Annotated in this window: 18 protein-coding genes; 9 read left to right on the forward strand and 9 right to left on the reverse strand. The window is 42.4% G+C overall.

Annotated elements, in window-relative coordinates; genetic code table 11:
• Positions 1–44: 44 nt before the first annotated feature.
• The 6 genes from GSY63_RS03430 (at position 45) to GSY63_RS03455 (ending at position 5,750) form a co-directional block, all read left to right on the forward strand.
• Positions 45–1,355, forward strand: a complete 1,311-nt coding sequence (locus GSY63_RS03430) for a UDP-glucose dehydrogenase family protein (RefSeq protein ID WP_166584423.1) — start codon at positions 45–47, stop codon at positions 1,353–1,355.
• A gap of 89 nt (positions 1,356–1,444) precedes the next feature.
• On the forward strand, positions 1,445–2,425 hold the full coding sequence (locus GSY63_RS03435) for a UDP-glucuronic acid decarboxylase family protein (protein WP_166584424.1): 981 nt from the start codon (positions 1,445–1,447) through the stop codon (positions 2,423–2,425).
• A 100-nt stretch (positions 2,426–2,525) separates the two neighbouring features.
• Positions 2,526–3,119, forward strand: coding sequence for a D-sedoheptulose 7-phosphate isomerase (gene gmhA2, locus GSY63_RS03440; protein WP_208094452.1), 594 nt, complete (start codon positions 2,526–2,528; stop codon positions 3,117–3,119).
• 24 nt (positions 3,120–3,143) lie between these two features.
• Positions 3,144–3,995: a dTDP-4-dehydrorhamnose reductase gene (gene rfbD / locus GSY63_RS03445; protein ID WP_166584426.1), complete on the forward strand. Its 852-nt coding sequence runs from the start codon at positions 3,144–3,146 to the stop codon at positions 3,993–3,995.
• A gap of 3 nt (positions 3,996–3,998) precedes the next feature.
• Positions 3,999–4,859 carry a glucose-1-phosphate thymidylyltransferase RfbA gene (gene rfbA, locus GSY63_RS03450; RefSeq protein ID WP_166584427.1) on the forward strand — a complete coding sequence of 287 codons (861 nt, stop codon included), beginning with the start codon at positions 3,999–4,001 and terminating at the stop codon, positions 4,857–4,859.
• A gap of 144 nt (positions 4,860–5,003) precedes the next feature.
• Positions 5,004–5,750 carry an HAD-IIB family hydrolase gene (locus GSY63_RS03455; protein WP_166584428.1) on the forward strand — a complete coding sequence of 249 codons (747 nt, stop codon included), beginning with the start codon at positions 5,004–5,006 and terminating at the stop codon, positions 5,748–5,750.
• 9 nt (positions 5,751–5,759) lie between these two features.
• Here GSY63_RS03455 and GSY63_RS03460 read toward each other — a convergent pair whose 3' ends face one another.
• From GSY63_RS03460 to GSY63_RS03485, 6 genes are all read right to left on the reverse strand, one after another.
• Positions 5,760–6,608: a DUF4114 domain-containing protein gene (locus GSY63_RS03460; RefSeq protein ID WP_166584429.1), complete on the reverse strand. Its 849-nt coding sequence runs from the start codon at positions 6,606–6,608 to the stop codon at positions 5,760–5,762.
• A 316-nt stretch (positions 6,609–6,924) separates the two neighbouring features.
• Entirely contained in the window at positions 6,925–7,833 is a 909-nt protein-coding gene (miaA, locus tag GSY63_RS03465) for a tRNA (adenosine(37)-N6)-dimethylallyltransferase MiaA (RefSeq protein WP_166584430.1), read from the reverse strand.
• Between the two features lie 46 nt (positions 7,834–7,879).
• A complete protein-coding gene (locus GSY63_RS03470; RefSeq protein ID WP_166584431.1) occupies positions 7,880–8,545 on the reverse strand; it encodes a plasmid pRiA4b ORF-3 family protein in 666 nt (221 codons plus the stop codon).
• A 35-nt stretch (positions 8,546–8,580) separates the two neighbouring features.
• Positions 8,581–9,999, reverse strand: coding sequence for a CCA tRNA nucleotidyltransferase (locus GSY63_RS03475; protein WP_166584432.1), 1,419 nt, complete (start codon positions 9,997–9,999; stop codon positions 8,581–8,583).
• 66 nt (positions 10,000–10,065) lie between these two features.
• The gene (locus tag GSY63_RS03480) at positions 10,066–10,632 is read right to left on the reverse strand and encodes an L-threonylcarbamoyladenylate synthase (RefSeq protein WP_166584433.1); all 567 of its coding nucleotides are present in this window, start codon (positions 10,630–10,632) and stop codon (positions 10,066–10,068) included.
• Complete coding sequence (locus GSY63_RS03485; RefSeq protein ID WP_166584434.1) at positions 10,625–11,737, reverse strand: glycosyltransferase family 4 protein; 1,113 nt, start codon at positions 11,735–11,737, stop codon at positions 10,625–10,627. Before GSY63_RS03485 ends, GSY63_RS03480 begins: the two co-directional genes overlap by 8 nt.
• 160 nt (positions 11,738–11,897) lie before the next feature.
• Between GSY63_RS03485 and GSY63_RS03490 the strand changes: the two genes are divergently transcribed.
• Positions 11,898–12,317 carry a hypothetical protein gene (locus GSY63_RS03490; RefSeq protein ID WP_166584435.1) on the forward strand — a complete coding sequence of 140 codons (420 nt, stop codon included), beginning with the start codon at positions 11,898–11,900 and terminating at the stop codon, positions 12,315–12,317.
• 83 nt (positions 12,318–12,400) lie between these two features.
• On the opposite strand, the gene GSY63_RS03495 is transcribed toward GSY63_RS03490, so the two are convergent.
• Together GSY63_RS03495 and GSY63_RS03500 are read right to left on the reverse strand one after the other, a co-directional pair.
• Entirely contained in the window at positions 12,401–13,219 is an 819-nt protein-coding gene (locus tag GSY63_RS03495) for a 2,3,4,5-tetrahydropyridine-2,6-dicarboxylate N-succinyltransferase (RefSeq protein ID WP_166584436.1), read from the reverse strand.
• A gap of 55 nt (positions 13,220–13,274) precedes the next feature.
• The gene (locus GSY63_RS03500) at positions 13,275–13,715 is read right to left on the reverse strand and encodes a hypothetical protein (RefSeq protein ID WP_166584437.1); all 441 of its coding nucleotides are present in this window, start codon (positions 13,713–13,715) and stop codon (positions 13,275–13,277) included.
• A gap of 83 nt (positions 13,716–13,798) precedes the next feature.
• Between GSY63_RS03500 and GSY63_RS03505 the strand changes: the two genes are divergently transcribed.
• Positions 13,799–14,221, forward strand: coding sequence for an RNA-binding S4 domain-containing protein (locus GSY63_RS03505; protein ID WP_166584438.1), 423 nt, complete (start codon positions 13,799–13,801; stop codon positions 14,219–14,221).
• A gap of 13 nt (positions 14,222–14,234) precedes the next feature.
• Here GSY63_RS03505 and GSY63_RS03510 read toward each other — a convergent pair whose 3' ends face one another.
• Complete coding sequence (locus GSY63_RS03510) at positions 14,235–14,759, reverse strand: DUF892 family protein (protein ID WP_166584439.1); 525 nt, start codon at positions 14,757–14,759, stop codon at positions 14,235–14,237.
• Between the two features lie 711 nt (positions 14,760–15,470).
• On the opposite strand from GSY63_RS03510, the gene GSY63_RS03515 reads away from it, so the two are divergent.
• Positions 15,471–15,944 (forward strand): MarR family winged helix-turn-helix transcriptional regulator, encoded by a 474-nt coding sequence (locus tag GSY63_RS03515; protein ID WP_166584440.1) that lies wholly within the window; start codon positions 15,471–15,473, stop codon positions 15,942–15,944.
• Positions 15,945–15,947 lie beyond the last annotated feature (3 nt).

Here is a 15,947-nt window from a genome sequence, read left to right on the forward strand (position 1 = left end):
TCAAAAAAATATATAATAGAATCCTATTTTAAAACGAAACAATCATGAAGATAGCAGTAGTAGGCACAGGCTATGTAGGCCTTGTAACAGGTACTTGTTTAGCAGAAACGGGAAATGATGTAACCTGCGTTGATATCAACGTACAAAAGGTAGAAAAAATGAAGGCAGGCGAACTGCCCATCTACGAACCTGGTCTGGAACAATTATTTCATCGCAACATTAGCCAGGGTCGGTTACATTTTACAACCGATTTGGCCAGTGCAATTGCAGATGCTAAAATTATTTTCCTGGCATTACCAACCCCTCCGGGTGGTGATGGTGCTGCAGACTTAAGCTATGTATTAGGAGCTGCTAAAGACATCGCCAAAATTATCACCGACTATAAAGTTATCGTAACCAAATCAACCGTGCCTGTGGGTACCGCAGATAAGGTTAGAGCGGTAATGGCTGCCGAAACTACTATCGAATATGCTGTGGTGTCAAATCCTGAATTTTTACGCGAAGGTGTTGCGGTTGAGGACTTTATGAAGCCAGATAGAGTTGTTGTAGGTACTACAGATGAGCGTGCCCGCAAATTAATGGCTGAGCTTTATGGCCCATATGTTCGCCAGGGAAACCCGGTTATTTTTATGGACGAGCGCTCTTCGGAGTTAACTAAATATGCGGCTAACTCTTTCCTTGCCACCAAAATATCTTTCATGAACGAGATCGCCAACATGTGCGAGCTTGTTGGTGCCGATGTGGATATGGTGCGCCGCGGTATCGGCGCCGACGAGCGTATCGGTAAGAGATTTTTATTTGCAGGTATTGGTTATGGCGGTAGCTGTTTCCCTAAAGATGTACAGGCTTTAGCAAAATCTGCAGAAGAAAATAACTACGATTTTAAGATCCTTAACTCTGTAATGAGCGTTAATGAGATCCAGAAAAAGGTATTAGTTGAAAAAGTAAAGAAATATTATAACGGCGATATCAAAGGCAAACACTTTGCACTTTGGGGCTTAGCCTTTAAACCGGAAACCGATGATATCCGCGAAGCACCGGCTTTGTACATCATTGACGAATTAATTGCTGCCGGAGCAACTGTTAAAGCTTTTGACCCTGAGGCTATGCCTAATATCAAAGGCGTTGTTGGCGATAAAATTGCTTATGGTAACAATCCTTATGATACATTAGAAAATGCCGATGCCTTGTTGATCTTAACCGAGTGGTCTTTATTCAGAACGCCTGATTTTGATAAACTAAGCAGTGCTTTAAAAGCCAAAGTTGTTTTTGATGGTCGTAACCTTTACGATCTGGAAAAAATGATCGACTGCGGTTTCTACTATAACAGTATCGGTAGAAAAGTAGTAGGATAATTATAGAATTACAGACCATGGGCTATAGACAATAGGCCATGGTCTGATTGACAAATCAACAAATTACCTCATCAACAAATTAGGGTTTTATGTCAAGAAAAAGAGTACTGATTACCGGAGCAGCCGGTTTTTTAGGATCGCACCTGTGCGATAGGTTTATCAAAGAAGATTACCATGTAATTGCGATGGATAACCTGATCACCGGCGACCTGCGCAATATAGAGCATTTGTTTAAACTGGAAAACTTTGAGTTTTACAATCACGATGTGTCTAAGTTTGTGCATGTGCCTGGCGAGCTGGACTACATCCTGCACTTTGCGTCGCCGGCCAGCCCGATCGACTACCTTAAAATCCCAATCCAGACATTAAAAGTAGGTTCATTAGGAACCCACAACCTGCTGGGTTTAGCGAAAGCTAAGGGAGCGCGGATGCTTATCGCTTCAACTTCTGAAGTATATGGCGATCCGAATATCAATCCTCAGCCTGAAGAATACTGGGGTAATGTGAACCCGGTAGGTCCGAGGGGAGTATATGACGAAGCTAAACGTTTTCAGGAAGCTATAACCATGGCTTATCATACCTTCCACGGTGTTGAAACCCGCATTGTAAGGATCTTCAATACTTATGGCCCAAGGATGCGCCTGAACGACGGACGCGTATTGCCGGCATTCATCGGCCAGGCTTTGCGAGGCGAACCATTAACTGTATTTGGAGATGGTTCACAAACCCGTTCGTTCTGTTATGTGGATGATCTGATAGAAGGCATCTACCGCTTACTGCACAGCGATTACGCCAGCCCTGTAAACATCGGTAACCCCGATGAGATCACTATTCGCCAGTTTGGAGAAGAGATCATTAAGTTAACAGGTACAGATCAGGAACTGATCAGTTTACCGTTGCCAACAGACGATCCTAAACAAAGGAGACCGGATATTACCAAAGCGAAAGCTTTACTGGGCTGGGAACCAAAAGTGGGCAGAGCAGAAGGCTTAAAGATCACTTACGAGTATTTTAAATCGCTGCCTGAGCACGAGATCAAACATAAAGACTTTACTTACTACAACAAATAGCCGAAAATTTGGTTAACTGTATAAAATGAAGAGACAAAAAGCTGGGTTTACCCGGCTTTTTGTCTTAAAGATATTATACATTTACTGCTTTTTAAATCATATGCTGTCCTTAATAGAAGCGCACATAAGTGCATCAATAGATACCAAGAAGAGGCTTTTGAACGATAAAGCATTAGTTAACACAATTCTGCAATCAACAGAATTAGTTATACAGGCTTATCGCAATAATAATAAAACGCTTGTTGCCGGTAACGGCGGCAGCGCTGCGGATGCCCAACACATTGCTGCCGAGTTTGTAGTAAGGTTTAATTTTGATCGCCCCGGCATACCGTCTATTGCGTTAACTACCGATACGTCTATGCTTACCGCAACTGGTAATGATTATGGTTTCGAGCGTCTTTTTGCCCGCCAGGTGCAGGCGCAGGGCAATGCAGGCGATGTTTTTATAGGCTTATCTACCTCTGGCAATTCACCAAATATTATTAAAGCCCTGGAAGCTTGCAAAGAGAAGGGCATTAAAACCATTGGCCTTACAGGCGAAAGCGGCGGTAAAATGGCCGATCTGTGTGATATTTGTATCAAAGTACCATCGTCTGAAACCCCGCGTATACAGGAAGCACATATACTTATTGGGCATATTATATGCCACATTGTTGAAGATACGCTTTTTGGTCATCTCAATGCAAAATCCTAAATTGTTAAACTACGTATATTAATAATGACTAAAACCTTAGTATTTGGTGGTTCGGGGCAATTAGGCCAGTGCCTCACAGCTGTAGCCGAACGAACGGGATTTGAAGGTATTATATTTCCTGCCGAAGGTGAGGCAAATATTCTAAATATTCCAGCACTAACCGAACTGTTCAAAAGGCATCAGCCTCAATACATTATCAATTGTGCTGCCTATACTGCGGTTGATAAAGCCGAAGATGAAGCCGACGCAGCCCGAAAGGTAAATAGAGACGGGGCAGAAAACCTGGCAAAGCTTTGTAAGCAGTACAACAGTACACTTGTTCATATTTCTACCGATTTTGTATTTCAGGGAGACACACCGAAATTGTTAAATGAGGAGGATGAAACCCTTCCCATCAGCGTTTACGGCCTTACCAAGTTGGAGGGCGAGCAGGTTATTGAGGAACATACCGAGCAGTACTATATATTGCGCACCAGTTGGTTGTACTCAGAATTTGCCAATAATTTTGTAAAAACAATGTTAAAACTAGCTTCGGGAAGAACCGAGCTTAACATTATTGCCGACCAGGTTGGCACACCAACATATGCCATTGATTTAGCCGCCGCGATACTACACATTATTAAAAATGATAATCAGCAATATGGTGTTTACCACTACAGTAATGAAGGGGTAACATCATGGTATGATTTTGCTGTGAATATTTTTGATATTGCAGGAGTAGAGATCAAGGTAAACCCGATCAAAACATTTGAGTATCCCACCAAGGCTACCCGGCCTAAATTTTCGGCAATGGATAAATCGAAAATAAAGTCAACATTTAACCTCAACATTCCGTATTGGAGAGATAGTTTAATAGCGTGTATTAAAGCATTATAATAAATGAAAGGAATTATACTTGCCGGTGGATCCGGCACTCGTTTATACCCCATTACAAAGGCAATAAGTAAGCAATTAATGCCTATTTATGATAAGCCCATGATCTATTATCCGCTATCGATATTAATGATGGCAGATATTAAAGAAATATTGATTATTACTACTCCTGAGGATAATGCTGGTTTTAAGCGTTTACTGGGAGATGGTAGCGATCTTGGCTGCCGCTTTGAATATGCAGTGCAGGAAAATCCTAACGGTCTTGCACAGGCCTTTGTTATCGGTGCCGATTTTATTGGCGACGATAAGGTGGCACTGATATTAGGCGACAACATTTTCCACGGTACCGGCTTTGGCGAACTGATCCGCAGCTTTAATGATGTAGATGGTGCGGCCATATTTGCATATGCAGTATCTGACCCTGAGCGTTACGGCGTAGTTGAGTTTGATAAAGATTTTAAGGCGCTATCTATTGAAGAGAAACCTTTAAAGCCTAAATCATACTATGCTGTGCCTGGTTTATATTTTTACGATAACAGTGTAGTTGAGGTGGCCAAAAATATTAAACCTTCGCCACGTGGCGAATACGAGATTACGGACGTTAACAAATATTACCTGGAGCAAGATAATCTGCACGTTGGGGTAATGGACCGTGGCACAGCATGGCTGGATACCGGTACGTTTGATTCACTAAGTGATGCAACAGAATTCGTCCGGGTGATAGAGAAACGCCAGGCAACTAAAATTGGTTGCATCGAGGAAATTGCTTACCGTCGTGGTTTTATAGATCGCGAGCATTTAACTAAAATTGCTCAAAAGTATGTAAAGAGTGGCTATGGGCAATATTTGCTAAATCTGCAAGACTAAGCTTAATAATAAAAAACAGCGAAGCCGGTATTAAAGCCGGCTTCGCTGTTTCCAGGCGAGCCACTAAAATTTTAACCTTAACGAAAACAATAAACCCGGATAAGTATTGATTGTGTAGTATGGCTACCAGCCTGCACGCAGTGAATGAAAAAACTAATAGTATTTGATCTGGACGGAACGCTTGCCGAAAGTAAGGCAGCTATTGATACGGAAATGGCCCAATTGTTTAACCAGTTATTAAACGTGGCGCAGGTAGCCATTATATCGGGTGGCGACTGGCCTCAGTTTGATAAACAGGTGATAGCACATTTGCCGGCCGACAGTAAACTCCAAAAGCTATCGATATTGCCAACCTGTGGTACTAAGTTTTATCAGTATGACCCTGCGGGTTGGAAGAAGCTTTACTCCGAAGATTTTACCGATGCCGAGAAGAAAAAGATCATCGATTCACTAAATAAAGCCGTAGAAGAATCGGGTTTTAAGGCGGAGAAAATTTGGGGCGAACAGGTAGAAGATCGCCAAAGCCAAATCTCGTTTTCTGCTCTTGGCCAGCAAGCGCCGCTAGAACCTAAAAAGGCCTGGGATCCCGACTTTGCGAAGCGCAAAAAGATTAAACAAATACTTGATAAGTTAATTCCCGAATTTGCAGTACAACTGGGCGGTGCTACCTCTATTGATATAACTAAGCCGGGTATTGACAAAGCATACGGTATGTATAAATTGCGCGACGTACTAAAGATCTCTATTGATGAAATGTTGTTTATTGGCGATGCACTGTTTGAAGGTGGTAATGATCATCCCGCTGTAACAACCGGAGCTAAATGCATCCAAACCAAAGACCCGCAAGAAACCAAGCACCTCATAGACGCTATTGTGGCTTGTTTAAGTTAAGAGAGTACGTTAGTTTTCGCCGCTGTTAAAGAGGGCAATATTTGCCGAAGCAATGCTATTCTTTTTGTTTGATGTTACGTAGAAAATTTCATCACAGAAATCACTGTCCGAAAATTCTCTGCTGGCGCGTTCAAAAGCTACAATATATAGGTCTTTCGATTTATCGTAAAATAATATAGAATGTCTCTTTAGTGATGGCTTTTCTGCGTTCAACGTATCCTGGCTGTAGTATTTTATCCCTTTAGTATCTATCGAACTGCCGTTCCAGCTATTGTATAATAATACAAAGCCTATAGACATCCCTGCGGCTAGTGTTCCTATCTTAAATTTGTCGCCTGCTTTCATTGAAAGGGTATTTGGAAAAATATAGGTGATCGTATCCATCGCCCCATGATCGCTACCTCCAAACGTTGTTTTCGGTGGATTGGCAGTTTTGAAAATGTAGTAAGCTATTGAGTTTTTGTACCCTCCTTTGGTAAGTAAAAACGTTACATACATATCAGATGTGGCAGTAACGTTAATTATATTAACGGCACTCGTTTTCAAAAGCTCGGGGTGACTTTTAGTTAGCGATACAGCCGTTACCAGAGTACTTTTTAAGGCAGGGATAAAATTGGCGTCAATAATATCTTTTGTAGGGGTAAGATAAGCGGGCACCCCCAAATGTAACGGTTTTAAAAAGGCATTTTCTTCAGTGTAGCCCTTTGGATAAACATAATAGGTAGAATCATGCGGAACAGGGGCAACAGCGACACCCGGGCCGGGCTCGAATTTAATTGGGTTAAGCGGATCTCCTTTTTGACAGGCGGTGAAAATTACCATGCAGGCAATTAAACCGCAGATAAAGTGATTTTTCATAGAAGGTCGGGTTTGAAGCGATTTTTCTATGATTTACGCCGTGTTTAGAGCGGTTGGTTTTAGAGCGAAATTGCCAGTTTACTGTACACGGAGTTGCAATTTAATTGTCTGTAATTGCATTTTTTATATTTAATTACCTGATTTGCAGTGTTTTGTAAAATATGAATATGGGAAATTAAAAAGAAAGTTTACGATTTGTTCAGGATATTCATTCGCGAAGGATACCTAGCTGCACAAAATGATTAAAAGGCCAATAAATGAACCGATATTTTAAAAACAACTACGAAAGTAAACAGGTTATTGGCGGGCAATGAGGTTATTTGCCCATTAGTGTTTCTGTTAGTTTAATCAAATCATCCTCAAACGGGTTAGCCCAAACTATCTCTTTATCTTTATTAAACCAGGTAAGCTGGCGTTTGGCAAATTGCCGGGTATGTTGTTTAATGAGCTCTATTGCGGTGTGCATATCCGTGTTGCCGTCGAAGTAATCGAATAGCTCGTTATAGCCAACTGTTTTTAAAGCATTTACATCGCGGTAGTGTGTGAGATCTTTGGCTTCTTTTATCAAGCCCTCGGCCACCATGATATCTACACGCTCATTAATGCGATTATATAGTTGTTCGCGCGGCAGGTTTAAACCTATTTTAATGATGTTAAAAGGCCTGCGGTGCTTGCCTGCGGTTCGGTATGATGAGAAAGGCTTCCCCGTTGTTTCAAACACCTCTAACGCTCTTATTAGGCGTTGCGGATTGCTGCGGTCTACCTCGTTATAGTAAACAGGATCTGCGGCTGCTAATTTCTCTTGCAGATACCCTATTCCTTTTTCAGTAAGTTCAGAATTCAGCCGTTCGCGGGTTTCGGGTGTGGCCACGGGGAGTTGGTCAAACCCTTCGCATATGGCTTTGATGTACAAGCCAGAACCTCCTGCCATTATTACTACATCATGGATTTTAAAAAGCTCATCTAATAGTTTTAAGCCTTCCGTTTCAAAATCGCCGACGTTAAATGAGTCTGTGATAGAATGCGAATCTACGAAGTAATGTTTTGCTGCGGCCAGTTCAACAGGGGAGGGCTTTGCCGTGCCGATAGACATCTCTTTGAAAAACTGCCTCGAGTCGGCAGAGATGATGGCGGTATGGTAATGTTGTGCTAATTTAATTGCAGCAGCCGTTTTGCCAACGGCAGTTGGGCCGGCTACTACAATTAAAGTTTTATTGTTATGCATTTATGGTTGATAAATGAATGTATAGGTTCATTTACCGATCTTAAAATTAATAATCGTCGTGACTACCGCCTTTGCGACCACCACCGTATTCGTCGTCGTCGAAGCCTTCGTTATCAGAAAATTCGTTGCCAAATTCATCTTCCTCTTCCTCAGAGCTCTCTTCTTCTTCCTCTTCGGCCATCCCTAACCCGGTATCTTTAACTTCCGAAAAATCTTCTGCATCCTCGGGGTTAAATTCCATCTCGTTCAGGAAATCAAATTCTTCGCTGGTTGGAGGTATAACGGTAGAGCCCAAAACGTTTCCAAATTGTTTAGGTGCTTCGCCTACGCTTTTAAATACGCTCGGATAAGTTACGCCTGCGGTTTCGTTCAGGATTTTGATCAATTCAACATGGAAGTCAAAAGGCCTGTCGAAATTAAAGGTATAATAGAATTTTTGATGTGGGTCGTCGATGAAGTTGCTCAGTTTAGATTTTTCCATTAAAGCAACGCCTCGGTTAACTTTGCGTTCGTTGGGTTTATAGGCAATTTCTTCGCCTTTGGTCCACTGATCATTGCTTACATAAAATGAAGAAGAATAATCGGGGTTATAGCCCGTTGCCTGATGTATAGCAGCGTGCAACTCTTCGAAAGTTTGATTCGATTTTACATCTATCTCTCTCGAAACATCATCATAATCTTCAAATGTAACCTTGAACCTATATATTGCCATTTTGTGTTTTGTGGATTTTTGCCAAAAATAATACTTTAATTCAAAAATGTGTTTGCCACAACTTTTAAGCCAATTTCTGTTCCTTTTGCAATTGTGAAGGCAATTGCCGCTTCACGGGTGTTGGCAATGTCGCCTTCGAGTATGGCTTCGCGTATCTGATTTTTGATAATACCTACCTCGCGTCCTTCCTTAATGCCAAATAGTTGCATAATATCGGTACCTGTAACCGGAGGCTGCCAGTTACGTACCTTGTCACGTTCTTCAACGTCTTTTAATTTTTGCTGAACAAGCTCAAAATTGTTACGATACTTCTTAACCTTGTACTCATTTTTGGTGGTTACGTCTGCTTTACAGAGCATCATCAGGCTCTCCACATCGTCGCCAGCCTCAAAAAGCAGCCTGCGTACCGCCGAATCTGTGATCACATCCTGCGCCAGCACAATAGGGCGAAGGTGCAACTGTACCAGCTTCTGCACAAATTTCATGTGCTCATTAAGCGGTAGTTTAAGTTGCGTAAATATCTTGGGCACCATGCGGGCACCGCGGTCTTCGTGGCCATGGAAAGTCCAGCCGTGGCCGGGTTCAAAGCGCTTGGTAGCGGGTTTGGCAATATCGTGTAATATGGCAGCCCAGCGTAACCAAAGGTCGTTTGTATCGATAGTAATATTATCCAGTACCTGCAGCGTGTGGTAAAAATTGTCCTTATGCCCTTTTCCGTTAATGTATTCTACACCATACAGATTGGTCATTTGCGGAAAAATTATGTGCAGTAAACCAGTATCAAATAAATAATTAAAACCGATGGACGGTTTGGGCGAAAGGATGATTTTGTTCAGTTCGTCCGTAATCCGCTCTTGCGAAACGATTTTAATACGATCTTTATTGAGCTTGATAGCCTCGATCGCATCCTCCGCGATATCAAAGTTAAGCTGTGATGCAAATCTTACAGCCCGCATCATCCGCAATGGATCGTCAGAAAAAGTCTCGGCAGGATCGAGCGGTGTACGGATCAGTTTATTCTCCAGGTCGCCGATGCCATTAAAGGGGTCGATCAGTTGACCGAATGTATCCGGATGCAACGATATGGCCAGCGCATTGATCGTAAAATCGCGGCGCTTCTGATCATCATCCAGGGTGCCGTTCTCTACAATAGGTTTGCGCGAGTCGGCCCGGTATGATTCTTTTCGTGCCCCAACAAACTCCACTTCAATGTCCTGATAGCGAAGCATGGCAGTGCCGAAATTTTTAAATACCGAAAGCTTTACTTTAAGCGCCGCAGCAACCTGTTCGGCAAAATCGATACCGTTGCCCAATATCACAATGTCGATATCTTTAGATGGGCGGCTTAAAAAAATGTCGCGAACAAAACCACCAATAGCATATACCTGTAAGTTGTTTTTACCAGCAAGTTTGGAAATTATAGAAAATACAGGATGTTTAAGATGGTTTTTCATGCAAATGGATGGCATTACCATGCCGTTGCAAATTTAGCGATTATAGATTTGCAATAACAGTATAAATTAACGGCGGATAAATTCGAACCGGCCGGTAGGGTCTAGGCTCATAATGGTTGATGGTTTCTTCTCCGACAGGTCGTGCTGGTCTACATCAACAACGTAATCAACACCATCTATAATTTCCTGGCTTACAAAGCCAAAGTTTTTTGGAGAAGGCTCACCGCTGATGTTGGCCGATGTTGATACCAATGGCCTGCGCATACGCTGTATCAGCTGCTGGCAAAACGGATGTTTGCTTACCCGCATAGCAATGCTGCCGTCGGGAGCTATCAATGCCGGCGAAATACCTTTCGCTCCCGGCATGATCAGTGTAAGCGGGTTTTCGGCAAACTCAATCAGATCGTACGCCAGGGCCGGTACTTCGGCCACGTAGCGCTCCATTTGATGGTCGGCGTCCAGCAAAATAATCATGCTTTTGCTTTCCTCACGTTGTTTAAGGGCGAAGATTTTTTTTACAGCCTCTGTATTGGTTGCATCGCAGCCTATGCCCCAAATGGTATCGGTAGGATAGAGGATGATGCCACCCTCCTGTATTACTTTATAAGCCTTGGCTACTTCGTCTCTAAGCATTGTTTAGTACTTTTTTATACAATTCGGCATGTTGTGCTGCCAGTTTATCATCGGCAAAGTTAAGCGAATATTGTAAACCCTGCGCAATCATGTTTTGCCGCAAACTTTCGTCGGTTAAAACACGATGAATATGCCCTGCAAGCTGAAACTCATTATCCGGGTCGGTGTACAGGCTATCGGGTCCGCCGGCTTCTTCCAAACACGACCCTGTTGCCCCAATTACCGGTACGCCAGAGCTTAGTGCTTCCAAAATTGGGATACCAAAACCCTCGTATCTGGAAGGATAAATAAAGCAGATAGCCTGCTGATAAATAGCCGGCAACTCATGAAACTGTACCTGGTGGAGAAATATCACGCGATCTGCAAGGTCATTTTGATTGATGTAAGTTTTTACCTCGTCGAGGTAAGCTGTAGGTTTACCTACTACCACCAATTTAATATCCTCCGTTTGCGCAAATGCCTTTACAGCTAACAGCAGGTTTTTGCGGGGTTCGATAGTACCTACATTCAGCAGATATTGATTGGGCAGGTTATATTTAGTTTTTACAGCCTGCTTTTGTTCGGCAGACTGGGGCTTTCTAAAACTATCGTCACAACTTTGATAAATCACCTCAATTTTATCGGGCGAGGTGCCAAGCAATTCGATGAGGTCGTCTTTGGTTTTTTGGCTGATGGCGATAATTTTATCTGCTACCCGGCAGGCGTGAACGAGTTTGTTTCTATAGATCCACCGGTTAATGCGACCAAAATACTGAGGAAACCGCATAAAGATCAGATCATGCACTGTAACAACAGATTTGATCCCCGTTTTATTAATACCAATCGGCAGTTCGTGGCTTAATCCATGGTAAAGTTCAACATCATCACGTTTCAGATCTTTTACAATACCACTTGAGCGCCATTTAGAGGTGAAGAATTTTGATTTGGGTGTCCTGGTTTGTGTAGGCTGATCAGGCGAGTAAATACCAGGCTTAACCTTGGGAGTATAAAGCAAATATTGATTCGCGGGCTGATACTTAACTAAGGCATTAATAAGCCACCTGCTATAGTTTCCTAAGCCGGTACGATTTAAAAAACCCCGCTTTGTATCAAAACCTATTCGCATAAACTATGGCAAAAGTAACACCATCTGGCAATAAAACAAGTAATGTATTTCGTGTAAACATCAACAGTAGTAACGGTATGTTGTCTGTGATTTAGCAAACTAAATTGCTGGATGATTGTTTAATTTTTAGTTAAATCAATTAATTAATACGTGAGAAGTTATGAAAAGTGCAATTATTATGATCGCTATCGCAACATTCTGTTCGGTAGAAGTTGCTATGGCAGCGGGTCACAAATCAATTTTTAATCAAAGGCCGACAATAAATATGCAGCAGGACACTGTTCCGGTAAAGAAAACGAAGAAAATACCAACTAGCCCTACATCACCTACTACGCCGCCGAACACGCCTACACCAACAAACCCTAATCCTACTGTGCCTACAACGCCTACCAACCCTACCGTTCCAAACCCAACTTATCCAAGCCCGACTACGCCAACTACGCCGACCAATCCTACCACGCCAACGACACCAACAAACCCAACTACGCCAACAATGCCGACTACACCAACAAGTCCTACCACACCAACTAGCCCAACAGTTCCAACCACACCAGCTAATCCAACAAGGCCTCCGCAATAAAGAAACTTGTTTAAATAAAAAAGATCCGGTAACATATGCTACCGGATCTTTTTTATAACCCTTTTGGATAATGTAACAAATAACTACACCGCCACATTATTCTCTCTCAACGCATCGTTAAGAGAGGTTTTTTTGTCAGTTGATTCTTTACGCTGGCCAATGATCAGGGCGCATGGTACCTGGTATTCACCTGCAGGGAATTTCTTAGCATACGAGCCTGGGATAACTACCGAGCGGGCAGGTACATAACCTTTATATTCAACTGGCTCTTCGCCGGTAACATCAATAATTTTGGTTGAAGCCGTTAGTACTACGTTTGCACCTAACACAACCTCGTTTTCTAAACGAACGCCTTCTACCACGATAGCGCGTGAACCAAGGAAACAGTTGTCGCCGATGATAACCGGGGCAGCTTGCACTGGCTCTAACACGCCACCAATACCAACACCACCGCTCAGGTGTACATGCTTGCCGATTTGCGCGCACGAACCTACAGTAGCCCAGGTATCAACCATAGTGCCTTCGCCTACGTAAGCACCAATGTTTACGTATGAAGGCATCATGATAACACCTTTCTCCAGGTGAGCTCCATAACGGGCAATACCATGAGGTACAACTCTAACACCGGTTTTTTTGTAGTCGGTTTTAAGCTTCATTTTATCATGGAACACAAACGGACCAACCTTAATTTCCTCCATTTGCATAATAGGGAAATACATCAGCACTGCTTTTTTAATCCATTCGTTTACATGCCAGCGGCCGGCAATGCACTCTGCAACGCGTGCTTCACCTTTGTCGAGGCGCTCGATAATGGTTTCAACAGCATTGATATATTGGTTTTCACCTAGCAGGGCACGGTCTTCCCATGCTTGTTCGATTAGTTCTTTTAAATCTAAATACATGATAAAAATTTTCGCAAAGTAACGGTTTTTTGAGTAAAAATCTTGCTTTAAATAGCTATTTGGCAGGCACTAGTCCATGCGATTGTGCATATATCATAAAAATAACTATTGGTATGCAAATCAAAAAGGATATCAGCAATGGTGTAGCAATGCTTTTCGGATAATAATCTTCTTCGGGGAAATAGCGGTTAAAAAAGTACTCCGTTAATATAGCTGCGCCTATGCCGTTAAATATTATGGCAAACGCCCCACTGGTTGCGCCTATAATGCTTAAGGCAATGCTCCCTAGTAGTGTATATAGGATAGAGAACAGCAGTACCAGATTAGCGGCACTTTTATAGCCCGCAGCACGGAGGTTTATCATTAGCAGTACCCCGCCAAATATAGTTGAGAAAAATATCGAAAATCCCCAGATAGCCCGTTTCGAGTAAATCTCGATATCATAGCCTTCGTCCTGTGGCTCTTCGTTATAATCGTCGTTTTCTTGTAGTTCCATTGCTGCAAATATAATTTAAAACAACACTTGACGCTGTGCAAATTATTTAGCCATTTTGTAATACCGTATAAGTGTGAATAATTATGCCAGAGAAAGAGAAATTACGTATAGATAAATACCTGTGGGCTATCCGCATTTTTAAAACCCGTACCCTTGCTTCCGAAGCTTGTAAGGCAGGCCGGGTAAAACTGGCGGGGCAGAATATTAAACCGGCTCACGAAGTAAAAGTTGGCGAAGTATACCAAATATCCAAAGGCCCGGAACGCAAGATTATTATGGTGACCGACCTACTGGAGAGCCGTGTAGATGCCAAAAAAGCAGTCGCATACTACGAAGACCAAACCCCTGTAGAAGAGCAGGGGAGTTTTCAATCTATGTTCCAGGCGCCGCAGTTAAGACGCGACCGTGGTGCTGGTCGCCCAACCAAACGCGACCGCCGCGAAATTGACGACCTGCAACAGGATTTCTTCAACAAAAACACCCAAACGGGAGCCGAAGAGGAATAGTGCAGTAGACGACTTAATTAATATATTCCTTGGAGATTAACTCGTAAAGCTCTTTGTTGTCTTTACACATGTCGAGGTTTTGTTGCAATAAAAAGCGAAGGTCTTTTTGAGGCAAAGAGTCGGCAAGGTTATAGAGGTTTTTAAAACAGGATATTTCCAGGCTTACTAGGGCATCTAAGAAGCACAGCATAGTTAGATCCGATTCAAGGGGCGTCATACCCTCTGCTTTAATGGCTACATAAGCTTCGATAGTCAGAAAGCGCACGCCAAGGCACTGCTGGGGCTCATATAGTTCGCCAAGGATGGTGAAAATCTCATCCATGCGGAGTAATTGGATCTTAATTTCATCTACAGTTTCGAGGATAGCCATTTTAAGATCTGCAAAAGATGCGTTTTCGGCCATTACTGGCAAATTAGCTACCAGATAGCTTTTAACGCAGTATATATTGTTAAGCTGTATCAGAAATACCTTTTTTAATGATGCTTCGTCCATTTTTAGACTGCCATTAAAAAGACGCATGTTTGATTTAGAGGCCATTGATGGGGTGGTTTTAATATGTTAATGTGCTTGATAAATACATAAGATAAGGGATATTAATTCCCTCCGTTAGTTAAAACGCAAACACCTATATAAGTGTTTTGTTGGTTAAAACAACCATCGCTAATGTTGAATTAATATTAAATTTCAATTAAGCTTTTTGTGAACGCGTAATTATGTGAGGCCGATAGTTCAAATTTGCCCCGGCGAATTAAACTACAGTTGCTGACCCTAATGGCGAAAACTACTATAATGCGGTACTTATTATTGTTACTCAGTATATTTTTACTGGTAGCAAGCCCGCTTATATCTGCCTTTACAACAGGCTCCGATCACATGCACGCCAAAAATTCGCGGCATACCCATCACGTGGGTAATGCATATCTGCATAGTAGTAGCTGGAGCATTATCTCTAATCGGCAGTTAACCACACCTCCGCACTCCGTAACAGTAAGCGCTGCCGTTGTTTTGCTGTTTTGCGCCGGATTCTTATTTTTCTTCTTAAACGTCCCTGTCCAAACCGTCAAGGTTTGGCTCAACCATCATTTCCGCATACCGCCCCTCGGGCATCTTTATCTTTTGATTCGTAGCCTTCTCATCTGATCTTTAAACAATAAAACGCATTTAATACCCCGCGAGCGTATTTTATTGTTTTATCGTGATCCTTATGTTGCCGTAAATGGTAATTGAGGGTCTTTATTCATCATCAAAATGAATTTCGGAGAAGAATTTAGCCTGCAGGTAATGCTGGCTAATAAATCGTACCATCAATATCTATATAAATTTCTAGAGCAGATAGACGTACAGCACCACTACCAGATTATACTACTATTAACCCGTTTTAACGGAAAGGCTACCCAGAAGATGCTTTGTGACCACCTGTGTATCGAAAAATCAAACATGGCAGCCATTATAGATTCGTTGGAAACCAAAGGTTATGTAACCCGCGAGGTGAATTTTAAAGACCGACGTGGCAAGCTGGTTTCGTTAACCCCAAAAGCAACCGAGGTGATAGAAAGCCTGGAAACAACTTTTCAGCATTTTGAAAGTAACGTTACCCACGAAATTACCTGGCAGGAAATGTACAATTGTTTGCGTGTGCTTAAAACCATTAACCACAACTTGCTGAACCTTAATAACCACCCTGTTGATGTAAATGAGCAGGCTGCACTTGTTAACCACTAATCT

Origin of the sequence: Mucilaginibacter agri, assembly GCF_009928685.1 — a bacterium.
Classification (GTDB): Bacteria; Bacteroidota; Bacteroidia; order Sphingobacteriales; family Sphingobacteriaceae; genus Mucilaginibacter; species Mucilaginibacter agri.

What these genes read in the sequence shown, in the direction of transcription:
- GSY63_RS03430 (WP_166584423.1), top strand. Translation starts at nt 45, where the DNA reads ATGAAGATAGCAGTAGTAGGCACAGGCTATGTAGGCCTTGTAACAGGT.
- GSY63_RS03435 (WP_166584424.1), top strand. Translation starts at nt 1,445, where the DNA reads ATGTCAAGAAAAAGAGTACTGATTACCGGAGCAGCCGGTTTTTTAGGA.
- gmhA2 (WP_208094452.1), top strand. Translation starts at nt 2,526, where the DNA reads ATGCTGTCCTTAATAGAAGCGCACATAAGTGCATCAATAGATACCAAG.
- rfbD (WP_166584426.1), top strand. Translation starts at nt 3,144, where the DNA reads ATGACTAAAACCTTAGTATTTGGTGGTTCGGGGCAATTAGGCCAGTGC.
- rfbA (WP_166584427.1), top strand. Translation starts at nt 3,999, where the DNA reads ATGAAAGGAATTATACTTGCCGGTGGATCCGGCACTCGTTTATACCCC.
- GSY63_RS03455 (WP_166584428.1), top strand. Translation starts at nt 5,004, where the DNA reads ATGAAAAAACTAATAGTATTTGATCTGGACGGAACGCTTGCCGAAAGT.
- GSY63_RS03460 (WP_166584429.1), bottom strand. Translation starts at nt 6,608, where the DNA reads ATGAAAAATCACTTTATCTGCGGTTTAATTGCCTGCATGGTAATTTTC.
- miaA (WP_166584430.1), bottom strand. Translation starts at nt 7,833, where the DNA reads ATGCATAACAATAAAACTTTAATTGTAGTAGCCGGCCCAACTGCCGTT.
- GSY63_RS03470 (WP_166584431.1), bottom strand. Translation starts at nt 8,545, where the DNA reads ATGGCAATATATAGGTTCAAGGTTACATTTGAAGATTATGATGATGTT.
- GSY63_RS03475 (WP_166584432.1), bottom strand. Translation starts at nt 9,999, where the DNA reads ATGAAAAACCATCTTAAACATCCTGTATTTTCTATAATTTCCAAACTT.
- GSY63_RS03480 (WP_166584433.1), bottom strand. Translation starts at nt 10,632, where the DNA reads ATGCTTAGAGACGAAGTAGCCAAGGCTTATAAAGTAATACAGGAGGGT.
- GSY63_RS03485 (WP_166584434.1), bottom strand. Translation starts at nt 11,737, where the DNA reads ATGCGAATAGGTTTTGATACAAAGCGGGGTTTTTTAAATCGTACCGGC.
- GSY63_RS03490 (WP_166584435.1), top strand. Translation starts at nt 11,898, where the DNA reads ATGAAAAGTGCAATTATTATGATCGCTATCGCAACATTCTGTTCGGTA.
- GSY63_RS03495 (WP_166584436.1), bottom strand. Translation starts at nt 13,219, where the DNA reads ATGTATTTAGATTTAAAAGAACTAATCGAACAAGCATGGGAAGACCGT.
- GSY63_RS03500 (WP_166584437.1), bottom strand. Translation starts at nt 13,715, where the DNA reads ATGGAACTACAAGAAAACGACGATTATAACGAAGAGCCACAGGACGAA.
- GSY63_RS03505 (WP_166584438.1), top strand. Translation starts at nt 13,799, where the DNA reads ATGCCAGAGAAAGAGAAATTACGTATAGATAAATACCTGTGGGCTATC.
- GSY63_RS03510 (WP_166584439.1), bottom strand. Translation starts at nt 14,759, where the DNA reads ATGGCCTCTAAATCAAACATGCGTCTTTTTAATGGCAGTCTAAAAATG.
- GSY63_RS03515 (WP_166584440.1), top strand. Translation starts at nt 15,471, where the DNA reads ATGAATTTCGGAGAAGAATTTAGCCTGCAGGTAATGCTGGCTAATAAA.